15 protein-coding genes and 2 riboswitches are annotated in these 16311 nt (G+C 68.3%); of the genes, 12 read left to right on the forward strand and 3 right to left on the reverse strand.

Features of this window, described 5'->3' with window-relative positions; translation table 11 throughout:
- Positions 1-319 precede the first annotated feature (319 nt).
- Both kdoO and K309_RS0115880 read left to right on the forward strand, forming a co-directional pair.
- A complete protein-coding gene (gene kdoO / locus K309_RS0115875) occupies positions 320-1264 on the forward strand; it encodes a Kdo hydroxylase KdoO (protein WP_029047351.1) in 945 nt (314 codons plus the stop codon).
- A 329-nt stretch (positions 1265-1593) separates the two neighbouring features.
- On the forward strand, positions 1594-3273 hold the full coding sequence (locus tag K309_RS0115880; RefSeq protein WP_029047352.1) for a GMC family oxidoreductase: 1680 nt from the start codon (positions 1594-1596) through the stop codon (positions 3271-3273).
- Positions 3274-3297: 24 nt separating this feature from the next.
- Here K309_RS0115880 and K309_RS0115885 read toward each other — a convergent pair whose 3' ends face one another.
- Complete coding sequence (locus K309_RS0115885) at positions 3298-4968, reverse strand: acyl-CoA dehydrogenase family protein (protein WP_029047353.1); 1671 nt, start codon at positions 4966-4968, stop codon at positions 3298-3300.
- 210 nt (positions 4969-5178) lie between these two features.
- A riboswitch (TPP riboswitch) is annotated at positions 5179-5280 on the forward strand.
- Positions 5281-5379: 99 nt separating this feature from the next.
- On the opposite strand from K309_RS0115885, the gene thiC reads away from it, so the two are divergent.
- From thiC to K309_RS0115920, 7 genes are all read left to right on the forward strand, one after another.
- Complete coding sequence (gene thiC, locus K309_RS0115890) at positions 5380-7260, forward strand: phosphomethylpyrimidine synthase ThiC (RefSeq protein ID WP_029047354.1); 1881 nt, start codon at positions 5380-5382, stop codon at positions 7258-7260.
- A 142-nt stretch (positions 7261-7402) separates the two neighbouring features.
- Positions 7403-8593, forward strand: coding sequence for an FAD-dependent oxidoreductase (locus K309_RS0115895; RefSeq protein WP_029047355.1), 1191 nt, complete (start codon positions 7403-7405; stop codon positions 8591-8593).
- Between the two features lie 12 nt (positions 8594-8605).
- Positions 8606-8803, forward strand: coding sequence for a sulfur carrier protein ThiS (thiS, locus tag K309_RS0115900; protein WP_029047356.1), 198 nt, complete (start codon positions 8606-8608; stop codon positions 8801-8803).
- Between the two features lie 4 nt (positions 8804-8807).
- Positions 8808-9650 carry a thiazole synthase gene (locus tag K309_RS0115905; protein ID WP_029047357.1) on the forward strand — a complete coding sequence of 281 codons (843 nt, stop codon included), beginning with the start codon at positions 8808-8810 and terminating at the stop codon, positions 9648-9650.
- Positions 9647-10780, forward strand: coding sequence for a thiamine phosphate synthase (locus K309_RS0115910; protein WP_029047358.1), 1134 nt, complete (start codon positions 9647-9649; stop codon positions 10778-10780). Before K309_RS0115905 ends, K309_RS0115910 begins: the two co-directional genes overlap by 4 nt.
- Positions 10781-10787: 7 nt before the next feature.
- Complete coding sequence (locus K309_RS0115915) at positions 10788-11294, forward strand: GNAT family N-acetyltransferase (protein ID WP_029047359.1); 507 nt, start codon at positions 10788-10790, stop codon at positions 11292-11294.
- A 174-nt stretch (positions 11295-11468) separates the two neighbouring features.
- Positions 11469-11918, forward strand: coding sequence for a PaaI family thioesterase (locus tag K309_RS0115920; RefSeq protein ID WP_029047360.1), 450 nt, complete (start codon positions 11469-11471; stop codon positions 11916-11918).
- 23 nt (positions 11919-11941) lie between these two features.
- Here the strand turns inward: K309_RS0115920 and K309_RS0115925 are convergent, their stop codons facing one another.
- Together K309_RS0115925 and thiD are read right to left on the reverse strand one after the other, a co-directional pair.
- Positions 11942-12376 carry a PGDYG domain-containing protein gene (locus tag K309_RS0115925; RefSeq protein WP_029047361.1) on the reverse strand — a complete coding sequence of 145 codons (435 nt, stop codon included), beginning with the start codon at positions 12374-12376 and terminating at the stop codon, positions 11942-11944.
- 7 nt (positions 12377-12383) lie between these two features.
- Positions 12384-13220, reverse strand: a complete 837-nt coding sequence (gene thiD / locus K309_RS0115930) for a bifunctional hydroxymethylpyrimidine kinase/phosphomethylpyrimidine kinase (protein WP_051320482.1) — start codon at positions 13218-13220, stop codon at positions 12384-12386.
- A 58-nt stretch (positions 13221-13278) separates the two neighbouring features.
- Positions 13279-13372, forward strand: a riboswitch (S-adenosyl-L-homocysteine riboswitch).
- 121 nt (positions 13373-13493) lie between these two features.
- Here thiD and ahcY point away from each other — a divergent pair.
- The 3 genes from ahcY to metF all read left to right on the forward strand — a co-directional run bounded on the left by ahcY (position 13494) and on the right by metF (position 16306).
- Complete coding sequence (gene ahcY, locus K309_RS0115935; RefSeq protein ID WP_029047363.1) at positions 13494-14912, forward strand: adenosylhomocysteinase; 1419 nt, start codon at positions 13494-13496, stop codon at positions 14910-14912.
- Between the two features lie 172 nt (positions 14913-15084).
- Positions 15085-15435 (forward strand): phage holin family protein, encoded by a 351-nt coding sequence (locus K309_RS0115940; protein WP_029047364.1) that lies wholly within the window; start codon positions 15085-15087, stop codon positions 15433-15435.
- Positions 15436-15475: 40 nt separating this feature from the next.
- Positions 15476-16306 carry a methylenetetrahydrofolate reductase [NAD(P)H] gene (gene metF / locus K309_RS0115945; RefSeq protein WP_029047365.1) on the forward strand — a complete coding sequence of 277 codons (831 nt, stop codon included), beginning with the start codon at positions 15476-15478 and terminating at the stop codon, positions 16304-16306.
- The last annotated feature ends 5 nt before the right edge of the window (positions 16307-16311 follow it).

A 16311-nucleotide genomic window follows, 5' to 3' on the forward strand; every position in this document is an offset into this window, starting at 1 on the left:
TCGAACGGAAATCACCACCGCCCGAACCACCCGCACCGCCAACTTGATAGCCAGCCGCTCAGGCGACGCGCTTTTTGGTTACTTTTTGTCGCTCGGACAAAAAGTGACCCGCCCAGGAGGGCGGAACCAGGCGGTTCAACGGCCGACAGCATGTCACCAACGGCGATAAAGCAGCTTCAAAACCCGACGGCATGTCACCAGCAGAACCCCGCCACGCAAAACCCCTACCCCTGCGCCCCAATCGCCACCCAAACACCCAGGTAGTAAAATCCCAACCACCACAAATTTCCTTTATGGGGCCCGTCCCCAGAGGACTGCCATGCCCGCAGCATCAGCCATTTCCAATGCCACCGCGTCGACCCGCTCCGCGGCCGGAGGCAACCTCGACCTGATCCGCCCGCAGCCCTACACCTCCTGGGCACCGCAGGTCTCCCCCGAGGAACGCGCCACCCTTCGCCGCGAGCTGGAGCAAGGCGCAGTACTGTACTTCCCCAACCTGAAATTCCACTTCGAACCCGGCGAGGACCGCTTCCTGGATGCCCGTTATTCCGACGGCAAATCCAAGAACATCAACCTCCGCGCCAACGACACCGCGGTGCGCGGCGCCCAGGGCACCCAGCAGGACCTGTCCGACCTGTACACCCTGATCCGCCGCTATGCCGACAACAGCGAGTCGCTGATCCGCACGCTGTTCCCGGAATACATCCCCCATATGACCCGCGCCGGCACCTCGCTGCGCCCGAGCGAAATCGCCGGCCGCCCGGTCAGCTGGCGCAAGGACGACACCCGGCTGCACGTCGATTCATTCCCGTCCAACCCGATGCTGGGCAAGCGCCTGCTGCGCGTGTTCCACAACATCGACCCCGCCGCGCCGCGCGTATGGCGCGTGGGCGAGCCGTTCGGTGATTTTGCGCGGAAGTTCGTGCCGAAGACGCACGGCATGTGGCCAGGACAGGCGGCGCTGATGAAGCTGCTGCATATCACCAAGCGCAAGCGCTCGGAATACGACCACCGCATGCTGCAGCTGCACGACCTGGCCAAGGCCGATCTGGACTACCAGCGCGACGTGCCGCAACAGGAGTTCCACTTTCCGCCCGGTTCGACCTGGATCGTGTTCAGCGACCAGTTGCTGCACGCCGCCATGCGCGGGCGCGCGATGATGGAGCAGACCATCTATCTCGAGCCGCAGGCGATCTCCGATCACACCCACTCGCCCGAGGCCGTGCTGTCGCGCATGCTCGGGCGGCCGATGCTGGTGTCCTGACCCGCAGGCCAGTAGCGCAGCGATCGCGTCATCCCCCCGCATCGGTTAGGTACGCCGGCTGCCGCACGCATCACATGGGAGGCAGCGGTGGTCGTCGGCCCCAGGACCACGCCAGACCTGCCCATCCCCGCGCACGGCAGAGCGGCATGCCGGCCGAGGCCATGTAAGACGTCTTCCCCATCGGCATTTCAACCAACCCGCCTGGACCGTCCACGCCGGCACTCCGCAACCCTTCACCCCTGCTCAGGCTAGCGCCTACACTGAATTTCACGGCTTGCCATCCGCTGGCCCGGCTGACTCTCGCCGCCTGCGGACACGCGGGGAGACAGATGGAAACCACCTACGACTACGTCATCGTCGGCGCGGGATCGGCGGGCTGTGCGCTGGCCGGACGGCTGGCCGACAGCGGGGACGACACCATTGCCCTGCTCGAGGCCGGCCAGCACGACCACCATGTGCTGGTACGCACACCCGCCGCGTGCGCCGCCATGCTGCCGCGCGCCGGCGCACGCAACTATGCTTACGAGACCGTGCCACAGCCGGGACTGAACGGACGCCGGGGCTACCAGCCGCGCGGGCGCGGACTGGGCGGCTCCTCGTCGATCAACGCGATGATCTACACGCGCGGACGGCCCGCCGATTACGACGACTGGGCTGCCGCCGGCTGCGACGGCTGGTCATGGGACGACGTGCTGCCTTATTTCCGCCGCGCGGAATGCAATGAACGCCTGGCCGGCAGCGAAGACGACCCGCTGCATGGCGGCAATGGCCCGCTCCATGTGTCGGACCTGCGCACCCCCAATCCTTTCGCCGAGCGCTTTATCGAGGCGGCGCAGCAGGCGGGCTACCTGCGCAACGACGACTTCAACGGCGAAGAGCAGGAAGGCGTGGGCTGGTATCAGGTCACGCAGCATGCGGGCGAGCGCTGGAACGCGGCGCGCGCCTACCTGCACGGCGGCAATACGCGCGACAAGGCCTGCAACGGCGGGCGCGCGCGCCTGCAGGTGCTGACCGGCACGCAGGCGCTGCGCATCGTCTTCGAGGGCCGCCATGCGGCCGGTGTGCTGGTCGCGCGCGACGGCCGCCAGCAGCTCCTGCGCGCACGACGCGACGTGATCGTCTGCGCCGGCACCTTCGGCTCGCCGCAATTGCTGCTGGTGTCGGGCGTGGGTCCCGCGGCGCAGCTGCGCGAGCTTGGCATCGACGTGGTCCACGACCTGCCCGGCGTAGGCGCCAACCTGCAGGACCATCTCGACGTCATCCTGCACAAGCGCGTGGCGGCGCCGGAGTTGTTCGGCGTGTCGTTTAGCGGATTGATGACCCTGCTCTCGGAAATCCTGCGCTACCGGCGCGAACGCACCGGCATGCTGTCGAGCAACTTCGCCGAGGCCGGTGGCTTTATCCGCAGCCGCCCAGAGCTGGCCGAGCCCGACCTGCAGCTGCATTTCGTCGTTGGCATGGCCGACAATCACATGCGCCGGCTCAACTTCGGCCACGGCTATTCCTGCCATGTGTGCGTGCTGCGTCCGCGCAGCCGCGGCGAGGTGCGCCTGGCATCGGCCGATATCCGCGAGGCGCCGCTGATCGATCCGCGCTACCTCAGCGATGTGCGCGACCTCGACGACATGGTGGCCGGCGTGCGCATCGTGCGCCGGATCTTCGCGCAGCCGCAGCTGGCCAGCTTCGGCGGGCGCGAGCTGTACTCCGCGCACCTGCGTGCCGATGGCAGCGACGATGCCGACGTGCGCGAGATGATCCGCGCGCATGCCGACACCATCTACCATCCCGTGGGCACCTGCCGCATGGGCATGGACGCGATGGCGGTGGTCGACCCGCAGTTGCGCGTGCGGGGCGTGGAAGGACTGCGCGTGGTCGATGCCTCGGTGATGCCGACGCTGGTCGGTGGCAACACCAACGCGCCCGCGATCATGATCGGCGAACGCGCGCATGACCTGATCCGCTACGCGCCGCGGGTGATGCTGCGCGTGCTGGAGTCGATGGAGGCGTGACGCGAGCGCCGGGTGCGGGCGCGGCTAGCCTTCGAAGCCGCGCGACGCCACGCGCTTCAGCAACCCGGCCTCCGCATCCAGCGTGCCGAACACGCGCCCGTGCTGGCGCCCGAGCCGGCTGGCGACAAACAGCTCCGCATCCTCCGCATCGGCATGCGCCAGCATCAGCGCTGCCTGCGTGGTCAGCACCAGCCCCTGCGCAAAGCGGCGCGCGTTGGCCTCCAGGTGCTCCGGCGCCTCGCGCAGCAGCGCCTGCAGCGAGGCCAGCTCCGCACGCACCGCGGGATGGCCGCCGGCGCGGCGCTGCAGGTCCTGCAGCAGGCGCGCGCCGTCGTCGGGGTTGCGCTGGAGCGCGCGCAGCACGTCCAGGCACATGATGTTGCCCGAGCCCTCCCAGATCGAGTTGACCGGCGCTTCGCGGTACAGCCGCGCCATCGGGCTTTCTTCCACGTAGCCGTTGCCGCCCCAGACCTCCATTGCCTCGCCGGTGGCCTCGATGGCGCGCTTGCAGATCCAGAACTTTGCCGCGGGCGTGACCACGCGCTTCCATGCGGCCGCGAGCGGGTCGGGGTTGTCGCCCTCGGCATGCTCGAAGGCGTGGCCCAGTTCCATCATCAGCAGTGTGGCCGCCTCGGATTCCAGCGCCAGGTCAGCCAGCACGTTGCGCATCAGCGGCTGGTCGGCGAGCAGGCGGCCGAAGGCGCTGCGGTGGCGCGTGTGGTGCAGCGCCTGCACGAAGGCAGCGCGCAGGATCGCAGAGCTGCCGATCACGCAGTCGAGTCGCGTATTGGTCGCCATTTCGATGATGGTGGGGATGCCGCGACCTTCCTCGCCGATCAGGATGCCGGTGGCGTCGCGGAATTCGACTTCGCTGCTCGAGTTGGAGCGGTTGCCCAGCTTGTCCTTCAGGCGCTGGATCTGGATCGGGTTCTTGCTGCCGTCGTCGCGGAAGCGCGGCACGAAGAAGCACGACAGCGGACCGTCTTCGGCGCCCATGCGCGCGACCACCAGGTGCGCATCGCACATCGGCGCCGAGAAGAACCACTTGTGCCCGGTCAGTGTGTATTCCGCGCCACGGCCTTCGCCACGCACGGCGCGCGCCACCGTGGTGTTGGCGCGCACGTCGGAGCCGCCCTGTTTCTCCGTCATGCCCATGCCGATCATGATCGCCGTCTTGTCGCGCCAGGGCAGGTCGCGCGCATCATGCTCGCTCGCGTACAAGCGCGGTTCGAGTTCGGCGAACAGCGCGGCTTCCTTGCGCAGCACCGGGATGCTGGCGAGGGTCATCGTGGTCGGGCACAGCGAGCCGGACTCCACCTGCGCCTGCAGGAAGTAGCCCGCGGTGCGCGCGCTCCACGCGCCCGCGCGCGGCTGCGCGAAGGGCAGGGCCTGCAATTGCTGGCCGCGCAGCAGCGACAGCAGTGCATGCCAGCTCGGGTGGAATTCCACGAAATCGATGCGCTCGCCGGTGCGGCTGTGCGTGTGCAGCTCGGGCGTATGGCGGTTGGCATCCGCTGCCCATTGCTGCACTTCCGGCTCTCCCAGGCGCGCGCCGAACTGCCCCAGCGCCTCGGCATGCCAGCCACCGCCAAGCCGTTCCAGCGCAGCGCGGACAAAAGGATCGCAGACGAAGAGGTTATAGTGCGCAAGATCCGGCACCTGGTTGAAGACGCGGTGCGTGGCGGCGTCGGTCATGATAAGGGTCTCCTGGATCGGTTCGATGCTTGCCGTTTGCTTGCATGGTAGGGCACGTGACAGGCGTTTGAGTGCATGCCTGTCCGCTTCACGCCGATTTTTGCGCTGCACCATGCGCGATTCGATACCTCTGCGCAAAGGTGTGGCACCACAAACCATAGGGAACTGGCACTGGCGCCCACCGGTGCTCTGTGCTTAAATTCACCCCGTTGGATGAAACAGGGGTGCCGTACGGATGGGCCGTGCGGCTGAGAGAGTCCCTTCGAACCCGATCCGGTTAGTACCGGCGTGGGAAGTTTCAGCAAGACCAAGCCTCTAGTCCCTCCGGGACTCGCCCCTCCGGCCACAAGCCCAGGCGGCGCTCACAGGGCTCCTGGTTTCGTCCACCCCGCAAGAGAGAGGACGACACCCATGGCCCGTACTGCCCCCGCTGCTTCCTTCGAATCGCTCGAGAGCGACCTCGACCAGAAATTCGCCTACCCGGCATCCAGCAAGACCTACCTGACCGGCAGCCGCCCGGATATCCGCGTGCCGCTGCGCACGATCCTGCAGACGTCCACGCGCACGGAGAAGGGCGAGATGCCCAATCCGCCGATCCCGGTGTACGACACCTCGGGCCCGTACAGCGACCCGGACGTGCATATCGACCTGAAGGCCGGCCTGCCGCCGGTGCGCGCCAAGTGGATCGAAGAGCGCGGCGACACTGAAGTGCTGCCCGGCCTGTCGTCGGAATACGGCCGCGACCGCGCCAACGACCCCGCCACCGCCCACCTGCGCTTTGCCCAGCTGACCAACCCGCGCCGCGCCAAGGCCGGTGCCAACGTGTCGCAGATGCACTATGCGCGCCGCGGCATCATCACGCCGGAAATGGAATACGTGGCGCTGCGCGAGTCGCTGAACCTGCAGGCACTGTACGACAAGCCTGAATACAAGGCGCTGCTGCGCCAGCACCCCGGCAACGCGCTGGGCGCCGGCCTGCCGCTGCGTCCGGAAGACATGACGCCGGAGTTCGTCCGCAAGGAGATCGCCTCGGGCCGCGCGATCATTCCCGCCAACATCAACCACACCGAGCTGGAGCCGATGGCGATCGGGCGCAATTTCCGCGTCAAGATCAACGGCAACCTGGGCAACTCGGCGGTGACGTCGTCGCTGGCCGAGGAAGTGGAAAAGATGGTGTGGTCGATCCGCTGGGGCGCCGACACCATCATGGACCTGTCCACGGGCAAGCACATCCACGAAACCCGTGAGTGGATCCTGCGCAACTCGCCGGTGCCCATTGGCACGGTGCCGATCTACCAGGCGCTGGACAAGACCGGCGGCATCGCCGAGGACCTGACCTGGGAGATGTTCCGCGACACGCTGATCGAGCAGGCCGAGCAAGGCGTCGACTACTTCACCATCCACGCCGGCGTGCTGCTGCGCTACGTGCCGCTGACGGCCGACCGCGTCACCGGCATCGTGTCGCGTGGCGGTTCGATCATGGCCAAGTGGTGCCTGGCGCACCACAAGGAAAACTTCCTGTACACGCACTTCGACGAGATCTGCGAGATCATGAAGGCGTACGACGTGTCGTTCAGCCTCGGCGACGGCCTGCGTCCGGGCTGCATCGCCGACTCCAACGACGATGCCCAGTTCGGCGAACTGCGCACGCTCGGCGAGCTGACCGCCAAGGCGTGGAAGCACGACGTGCAGGTGATGATCGAAGGCCCGGGCCACGTGCCGCTGCAGCGCATCCAGGCCAACATGGACGAAGAACTCAAGCATTGCTACGAGGCGCCGTTCTACACCCTGGGACCGCTGGTGACCGACATCGCCCCCGGCTACGACCACATCACCAGCGGCATCGGCGCGGCCAATATCGGCTGGATGGGCACGGCCATGCTGTGCTACGTCACGCCGAAGGAGCACCTGGGCCTGCCGGACAAGGAAGACGTGCGCGAAGGCATCATCACCTACAAGATCGCTGCCCACGCCGCGGATCTTGCCAAGGGCTGGCCGGGCGCGCAGCTGCGCGACAACGCGCTGTCCAAGGCACGCTTCGAGTTCCGCTGGGAAGACCAGTTCAACCTTGGCCTGGACCCGGAGCGCGCGCGTTCGTACCACGACGCCACGCTGCCGGCCGAAGGCGCCAAGATCGCCCACTTCTGCTCGATGTGCGGGCCGAAGTTCTGCTCGATGAAGATCACGCAGGAAGTGCGCGACTACGCGGCGTCGCTGCCCAAGGAAGCGCAGCAAGGCATGGAAGAAAAGTCGATCGAGTTCCTGAAGAAGGGCAGCAAGATCTACTCGTAAGGCAACGGCAGTACGGGCATGGCGTCGCAACCATGCCCGCGTGTGTTCCGCCGCCGCGCAGCGCCCCGCGCGGCGGCCCAGACAACAAGGAGGCCGGCGCGGTGGCATGCCTGCATGCTTTTGCCCCGGCACAACATCCCTCATGACAGCAGTACAGTCGTTTGACGTCGCCATCCTCGGGGCCGGACTCGCCGGCCGCCTGGCTGCCTGGCAACTGGTGCGCAGCGGTGCCCGCGTGGCGCTGGTGGAGCGCGCCGGGCCGGACGGCGCGGGTTCGGCCGCATATGTTGCCGCGGCCATGCTGGCGCCGCTGGCGGAATCGGCCATCGCCGAGCGCCGCATCGTCGACCTCGGCATCGCCAGCGTCGACCTGTGGCGTGCGTGGCTGGCCGAGCTGCCGGAGCCGGTCTTCTTCCAGGAGGACGGCACGCTGGTGGTCTGGCATGCGCGCGACCGCGGCGAGATGTCGTTGTTCACCAGCCGCGTGCGTGCGGTGGCGCCGCCCGAGCTGGTGTCGCAGCGGCTGCGGGCGCTGGATGGCAAGGGCGTGGGCGAAGTCGAGCCGGCGCTGGCGGGCCGCTTCCCGCAAGGACTGCTGCTGGCCGGAGAGGGCCAGCTCGACAACCGCGGCGCGCTGCGCGCGCTGCTGTCGTGCGCCGTCAGCGAGGGCGTGCATTGCGTCTGGGAGGCCGGCGAGGTGGAAGCCGACACGCTGCCCACGCTGGGCATCCGCGCGGACGTGGTGCTGGATTGCCGCGGCCTGGGCGCGCGCGCGGCATGGCCGGCGCAGCCCGGCGGCACCGCGCCCGGCCTGCGCGGCCTGCGCGGCGAAGTGGTGCGCGTGCATGCGCCCGACGTGAAGCTGCACCGGCCGGTGCGGCTGCTGCATCCGCGCTACCCGATCTATATTGCTCCCAAGCCCAACGACCTGTACGTGATCGGCGCGACCGAACTGGAAAGCGAGGACGATTCGCCGATGAGCGTGCGTTCCGCGCTGGAACTGCTGTCGGCGGCGCATTCGCTGCACCCCGCTTTCGGCGAGGCGCGCGTGCTGGAGCTGAACGTGCAGCGCCGCCCCACGCGGCCCGACCACCTGCCGGCGATCCGCGTCGACCAGCAGGCACGCGTGGTGCGCGTCAACGGCCTGTACCGCCACGGCTTCCTGATCGCCCCGGCGGTCACCGAGGCCGCGTGCGCGGTGGTGGGCGCGTTGCTCAAGGGCGATCCTGCCGCGCACGCCGTGCCTGCCGCGCTGCGCTGGCCCGGCATGATCGAGGCAGTGACGGAAGCGCCGGCCGCAGCGCTGCACGCGCGCACCGGGCTGCTGCACTAACGCAAGACTGACATGGAAATCCTGCTCAACGGCCGACCCCTCGCCCTTGCCGAATCCGCCACGCTGGCGGACGCGGTGGTCGTGGCGAAGATCGCGCCTCCTTTTGCCGCGGCGGTCAACGGCCAGTTCGTGCCGCGCGCCGCGCATGCCAACACCCCCCTTGCGGCCGGCGACCGCATCGACCTCGTGCAACCCGTGACGGGAGGCTGACCCCATGACATTCGAACCTTCCGAAACCCTGCGCGACCCGTTCGTGCTGTATGGCGAGTCGTTCGGCTCGCGCCTGCTGCTGGGCACCGCGCGCTATCCGTCGCCGGCCACGCTTGAAGCGGCCGTGCAGGCGTCCACGCCGGCCATGATCACCGTCGCGCTGCGCCGCCAGGGCGCGGTGGGCGATGGCGAGGGCGGCCAGGCGTTCTGGCAGATGCTCAAGGCGCTGAACGTGCCGGTGCTGCCCAACACCGCCGGCTGCTTCACCGCGCAGGAGGTCATCACCACCGCGATGATGGCGCGCGAGGTGTTCGAGACGCCGTGGATCAAGCTGGAGCTGATCGGCGACGACTACACGCTGCAGCCCGACACGCTCAACCTGCCCGCGGTGGCCGAGACCCTGATCAAGGAAGGCTTCAAGGTGCTGCCGTACTGCACCGAGGACCTGGTGCTGTGCCGCCGGCTGCTCGACGTCGGCTGCCAGGCGCTGATGCCATGGGCCGCGCCGATCGGCACCGGCCGCGGCGCGGTGAATCCCCATGCGATGCGCGTGCTGCGCGAGCGCCTGCCGGACACGCCGCTGATCGTCGATGCCGGCCTGGGCCTGCCGTCGCATGCGGCGCAGGTGCTGGAGTGGGGCTACGACGGCGTGCTGCTGAACACCGCGGTGGCGCAGGCCGCCTACCCGGTCAACATGGCGCGCGCGTTCGCGCAGGCCGTCGAGGCGGGCCGCACCGCGTACCTGGCCGGGCCGATGCCCGAGCGCGAAGTGGCGCAGGCCAGCACGCCGGTGGTCGGCATGCCGTTCTGGCATGCGGAGGCAGAGCAGCGGGAGCAGCGCGCATGACCCGCCGCCCCGTCCACGCCCCCAGCGACGGCCCGCTGCGCGCGGCAGTGCTTGAGCACTATGGCGAGACCTTCGGCATCGACGACAAGCCGTGGCAGGCGTGGCGCCTGGAAGACGCGCCCGCGCAGCCCGGCGCGCACGATGTGCTGCTGTCCGACGGCGAAGCCGCCGAAGAAGTCATCGCACGCGTCGCAGCCAGCGGCGCCACGCTGATCGAGACCGACCGCGAAGGCGGCCAGTGGATCGACACGGTGCGCTCGCCGATGGGCACCTGGGTGTTCTCGGTTGCCGCGGACAGCGACCAGCCGCATTCGGCCGCGTTCGTCGCGGTGTTGCTGGCGAGCCTGTCGCTGCATTTCCCCGCGCATGACGCGTTGGCGCTGGCGCGCGCCTGGGCGCCGGGCTCGGCCGACTGGCCATCGGATTTCGCGCGTTTCCCGCGCGTGCGCCATGCCGCGCTGGTGGCGCCGGAGCAGGCCGCCGAGCCGTTCGCGCCGTGCCCCGCGCTGGGCCTGTATGTGGTGGTGCCGAGCGCAGAATGGATCGAGCGCCTGGCTCCGCTGAACGTGCCGACGGTGCAACTGCGCTTCAAGTCCGACGATCCCGCCGCGGTGCGCGCAGAGATCGCGCGCGCGGCCAGGGCCATGCAGGGCTCGTCGTCGCGCCTGTTCATCAACGACCACTGGCAGGCGGCGATCGACTACCACGCCGCCAACGGCGCGCAGAGCGGCATCTATGGCATCCACCTCGGCCAGGAAGACCTCGACGACGCCGACCTCGACGCGCTCCGCGCGTCCGGGCTGCGGCTGGGCGTTTCCACGCACGGTTACGCCGAGATGCTGCGTGTCGCGGCGATCCGCCCGAGCTACCTGGCGCTGGGCGCGATCTTCCCGACCACGACCAAGGTGATGCCGACGCAGCCGCAAGGCATGGGCCGCTTCCGTGCGTATGCAAAGCTGATGCAACCGGTGATCCCGTCGCTGGTCGGTATCGGCGGCGTCAATGCCGGGAATATGCGCGAAGTGCTCGCCGTGGGTGTCGGCAGTGCCGCCGTGGTGCGCGCCGTCACCGAAGCCGACGACGTGCCGGCCGCGGTGGCACACCTGGTCAGCCTGTTCCCGGCCGGCTGAGCGCGCCGTGGCCGCCCCGCGCATTCGCCTGGCGCAGGCGGATGACCTGCCGCGCCTGCCCGGGATCGAGCTGGCGGCGGCGGCGCTGTTTCCGGAGGGCGACGTGCCGGCGCTGCTGCGCCTGGTCAGCACGCCGGACTCGGCGCTGGTGGCCGCGCAGCGCGAAGGGCGGTTGTGGGTGGCCGAGCATGGCGGCGAAGTCGCCGGCTTTGCACTGGCCAGCCGCAATGGCGCATGCGGCTATCTCGATGAAATGGACGTGCATCCGGACCATGGCCGGCGCGGCATCGGGCGTGCGCTGGTCGGGGCCGTGCAGGCCTGGGCGCGGACGAGCGGCCTGCGAACGCTGAACCTGACCACGTTTGCGCATTTGCCCTGGAATGCGCCGTTCTATGCCTCGATGGGGTTTCGGCGGCTGGAGGACAGCGAGCTTTGCCCGTTGCTGTCGGAGGCGCTGGCGGCACAGCGTGCCGCCGGATTGCGGCAGCGTGTGGCGATGCGGCAGGCTCTCTGAGCCAGTGGTTTTGCTCCTCTCTCCCGCTCGCGGAGAGAGGAGCGGACCGCACCTGGTGATGTGCACCGCATCGCCAAGATTTGTGCGACATTCGCCCAGCCGCGGGAACCGGACCGGACCCCGCCGCTATGATGTCGAGCAGCATTCCCCGCCATCCACCCAGCATCGCGCACCATGTCGACCCAGCTCCCCGAAATCATCCCCGCCGCCCCCGGCACGCCTGAAAAGCCCTATTTCGGCATCGACGTGCCGCTGATGCGCTATTTCGGCCTGCAGCCGGAGCTGATCGAAGAGGGCTACTGCCGCACGCGGCTGCCGGCGCACCCGCAGCTGGTGAACAGCCGCGGCGACGTGCACGGCGGCACGCTGATGGCGACGCTGGACTTCACGCTGAGCGGCGCGGCGCGCTCGCATGCGCCCACGGAAACGGGCGTGATCACCATCGACATGTCGACCCATTTCCTGGCCGCCGCGCGTGGCGAGCTGACGCTGGAAGCGCGCTGCCTGCGTCGCGGCGCGCGCATCGCGTTCTGCGAAGGGGAAGTGAAGGACGCCGCCGGCAACGTGGTGTGCGTGGCGCGGGCCGCGTTCAAGCTGGTGCCGCTGTCCAGCGGCGGCAACTGATTCCCGCCTGAAAATCCGGCCGCTCAGTCCTGCAGCGGCCGGTACACCTGTTCGAACCTCGCGCGCTCGGTGATGCCATAGTCGCCGGGCGCGTATTGCATCAGCCAGTCGCCCGGCTTGCCGTGCAGCACGTCGCCACCGGCGCTGCGCTCGATGCTGAAGGCCTCGCGCATCTCGCGCGCCAGCACCGGGATCGGTATGTTGCGATAGGCGCCGTCCTGGCCATGCGCCAGCGGCGGAATGGCTTCGTACTTGGGGTCGAAGCGGTCGCGGGACACGCACCAGCGGTCGCCGGTGGCGCTGGTGATCAGCGCGTCGCCGGGCTGGTAGCGGTTGGGGCCTTCGCGGCTGACCAGCTCGCCAGCCTCGGTGGCGAACGTCACGTCGACGACCTCATGCTTGAGGTAGAAGGCCGCGTCGGGGTCGCTGCGCAGATCGATATTGGCAAGCCTCTGCATCTGCCGCTCAACCCAGCGCACGCGGCGCGAAGGCGTGGTTCAGCGGGCCGTTGCCGCTGCCCAGCCGCAGTCCCGCACCGGCCGCGATGGCCTGCGCCACATAGTCCAGCGCCTTGCCCGCCGCATCCTCGAGCGCATCGCCACGCGCCAGCTGCGAGGCGATTGCCGCCGCCAGCGTGCAGCCGGTGCCGTGCAGGTTGCGGGTATCGACGCGTGGATGCGTGAACACACGCACGGTGCCGTTCTTGAGCATCAGCAGGTCGTCCAGCCCGCCGGCGATGCCTGCCGCGCCATCGTCTTCCAGGTGGCCGCCCTTGAGCAGCACGGCCGGGCAGCCCATCGCGATCAGGTCGGCGGCGGCCTGCTCCATGTCGGCGCGGCGCGCGATCGTGCGGCCAAGCAGGTAGGAGGCTTCGGGCAGGTTGGGCGTGACCAGCAGCGCGCGCGGGAACAGCAGCCGCACCATGGCCTGCGTGGTGGCGTCGTCGGACAGTGTCGCGCCCGAGGTCGAGATCATCACCGGATCCACCACCAGCTTGCGGATGCCATGCCGGTCCGCCGCCGCGGCCACGGCCTCGACAATGGCGGCGGTACCTAGCATTCCGGTCTTGGCGGCGTCCACTCCGAGATCGCTGGCCACCGCGTCGATCTGCGCGGCCACCATGTCGGCGGGGATCGCATGCACGCCGGTCACGCCCAGCGTGTTCTGCGCGGTGATCGCGGTGATCGCGCTCATGCCGAAGCAGCCCAGCGCGGAAAAAGTCTTCAGGTCGGCCTGGATGCCGGCGCCGCCGCCGGAATCGGAACCGGCGATGGTCAGGGTGCGGGGTGGCGTTGGGATCATCTGTGGGGAAATCAAGGAGGGCCGGTGCGCAAGGCGGCCGGGCACGCTACAATACCGCCACTCCGAGGAGCGTTGCAACGGATGCGGTAGGCAAAAAGTGCTACCCCATGCATCCGCCAGGCTCGGACTGTCTTCAACGGCGCTCGCTGATCCGTGGTTTCGCACGGAGGCGAGTCGACCTATCCGCCCGCTGCGCATGCGCCATTGCCATGCCGCCGCTGCCCGATTTCCCGATCTCGTCACCTGCGTGCCACTCTTCACCGGGAGTGAAACATGAACGCCGTGACCGACCTGAAGCAAGACTACCTCGTCGCCGACATTAACCTGGCCGGCTGGGGCCGCAAGGAAATCGCCATTGCCGAGACCGAGATGCCCGGCCTGATGGCGATCCGTGACGAATTCGCCGCCGCCCAGCCGCTGAAGGGCGCGCGCATCGCGGGCTCGCTGCACATGACGATCCAGACCGCCGTGCTGATCGAGACGCTCCAGGCGCTGGGCGCCGACGTGCGCTGGGCCTCGTGCAACATCTTCTCGACGCAGGACCACGCCGCCGCCGCCATCGCCGCGGGCGGCACGCCGGTATTCGCCTTCAAGGGCGAATCGCTGAAGGAATACTGGGACTTCACGCACCGCATCTTCGACTGGGCCGACGGCGGCACGCCGAACATGATCCTCGACGACGGCGGCGACGCCACGCTGCTGCTGCACCTCGGCGCCAAGGCCGAGAAGGACGCTTCGCTGATCGCCAACCCGGGCAGCGAGGAAGAGACCTACCTGTTCGCCGCGATCAAGGAAAAGCTGGCCCGCGACCCGAGCTGGTACAGCCGGAACCTGGAAGCCATCCGCGGCGTGACCGAGGAAACCACCACCGGCGTGCACCGCCTGTACCAGATGGCGCAGAAGGGCGAACTGAAGTTCCCGGCCATCAACGTCAATGACTCGGTCACCAAGAGCAAGTTCGACAACCTGTACGGCTGCCGCGAATCGCTGGTGGACGGCATCAAGCGCGCCACCGACGTGATGATCGCCGGCAAGATCGCCATCGTGGCCGGCTACGGCGACGTGGGCAAGGGCAGCGCGCAGGCGCTGCGCGCGCTGTCGGCGCAGGTGTGGGTGACCGAGATCGACCCGATCTGCGCGCTGCAGGCCGCGATGGAAGGCTACCGCGTGGTGACCATGGACTACGCCGCCGAGCATGGCGATATCTTCGTGACCTGCACCGGCAACTACCACGTCATCACCCATGAGCACATGGCGAAGATGAAGGACCAGGCCATCGTCTGCAATATCGGCCACTTCGACAACGAGATCGACATCGCCTCGATCGAGAAGTACGAGTGGGACGAGATCAAGCCGCAGGTCGACCACGTCAAGTTCCCCGACGGCAAGAAGCTGATCATCCTGGCCAAGGGCCGCCTGGTGAACCTGGGCTGCGCCACCGGCCACCCGTCGTACGTGATGAGCAGCTCGTTCGCCAACCAGACCATCGCGCAGATCGAGCTCTGGCAGGAACGCGACAGCGGCAAGTACCCGGTCGGCGTCTACACGCTGCCCAAGCACCTGGACGAGAAGGTGGCGCGCCTGCAGCTGCGCAAGCTGAACGCGCAACTGACCGAGCTGACCGAGCAGCAGGCCGCGTATATCGGCGTGAAGAAGGAAGGCCCGTACAAGGCGGATCACTACCGCTATTGATGCGCGCAGGAAGGCAGCAACTCCCCTCTCCCGCGTGCGGGAGAGGGGATGGGGGAGAGGGCAGGCGCTGCCACGAAGCAAGGCATATCGCATCGAGATGCGCCGGCCCTCTCCCCCGACCCCTCTCCCATAAATGGGAGGGGGGAGCAACCACGCCATTCAAGGAGCCGTCATGAGACTACTGGTCGTCTGGGTCATCAACGCTGTCGCGCTGTTCGTACTGCCGTACATCATCCCGTCGATCCACATCAAGAGCTTCGGCTCGGCGATGCTGGCGGCGCTGGTGCTGGGCCTGGTCAACACGCTGATCCGTCCGATCCTGGTGATCCTGACGCTGCCGGTCACGCTGCTGACGCTGGGGCTGTTTATCTTCGTCATCAATGCGCTGCTGTTCCTGTTTGTCGGCAACCTGCTGTCGGGCTTCACGGTCGGCGGCTTCTGGGCAGCCTTGCTGGGCTCCATCCTGTACAGCGTGATCTCGTGGCTGCTGTCCAGCCTGCTGCTGGGCAACCGCGACGACTGACCTTATTTCGCGCGCCGCGGCAACGCGGCGCGCCACCATCATGCAAGACCGCTACTTCAGCTTTGAATTCTTCCCGCCCAAGACGGCGGAGGGCACGGAGAAGCTGCGCAACACGCGCGCGCAGCTGGCCCCGCTCAAGCCCAAGTACATCTCGGTGACGTTCGGCGCCGGCGGCACCACGCAGCAGGGCACGCTCGACGCCGTGCTGGAAATCCAGCGCGAAGGCATCGAGGCCGCGCCGCACCTGTCGTGCGTGGGCTCGTCGCGCGAGAGCATCCGCGCGATCCTGCAGCAGTACCGCGACGGCGGCATCCGCCATATCGTCGCGCTGCGCGGCGACATGCCGTCGGGCATGGGCGAGATCGGCGAGTTCCGCTATGCCAACGAGCTGGTGGAGTTCATCCGTGCCGAGACCGGCGACTGGTTCAATATCGAAGTCGCCGCGTACCCGGAGTACCACCCGCAGGCGAAGTCGCCGCGCCATGACCTCGACAACTTCGTGCGCAAGGTCAAGGCCGGTGCCGACTCGGCGATCACGCAGTACTTCTACAACGCCGATGCGTACTTCCGCTTTGTCGACGACGTGCGCGCGCAGGGCGTGGACGTGCCGATCGTGCCGGGCATCATGCCGATCACCAACTACTCGCAGCTGATGCGCTTCTCCGAGATGTGCGGCGCCGAAGTGCCGCGCTGGGTCGCCAAGCGGCTGGAGAGCTTCGGCGACGACCGCGAATCGATCCGCGCCTTCGGTCTCGACGTGGTCACCGCGCTGTGCGAGCGGCTGCTGGCCGCGGGCGTGCCGGGGCTGCATTTCTACACGCTCAACGCGGCCGGCGCGACCAAGGCGATCTGGCAGCGGCTGAAGCTGTAAGCGCC

Source organism: Cupriavidus phytohabitans (assembly GCF_000426345.1).
In the GTDB taxonomy this organism is placed as follows: Bacteria; Pseudomonadota; Gammaproteobacteria; order Burkholderiales; family Burkholderiaceae; genus Cupriavidus.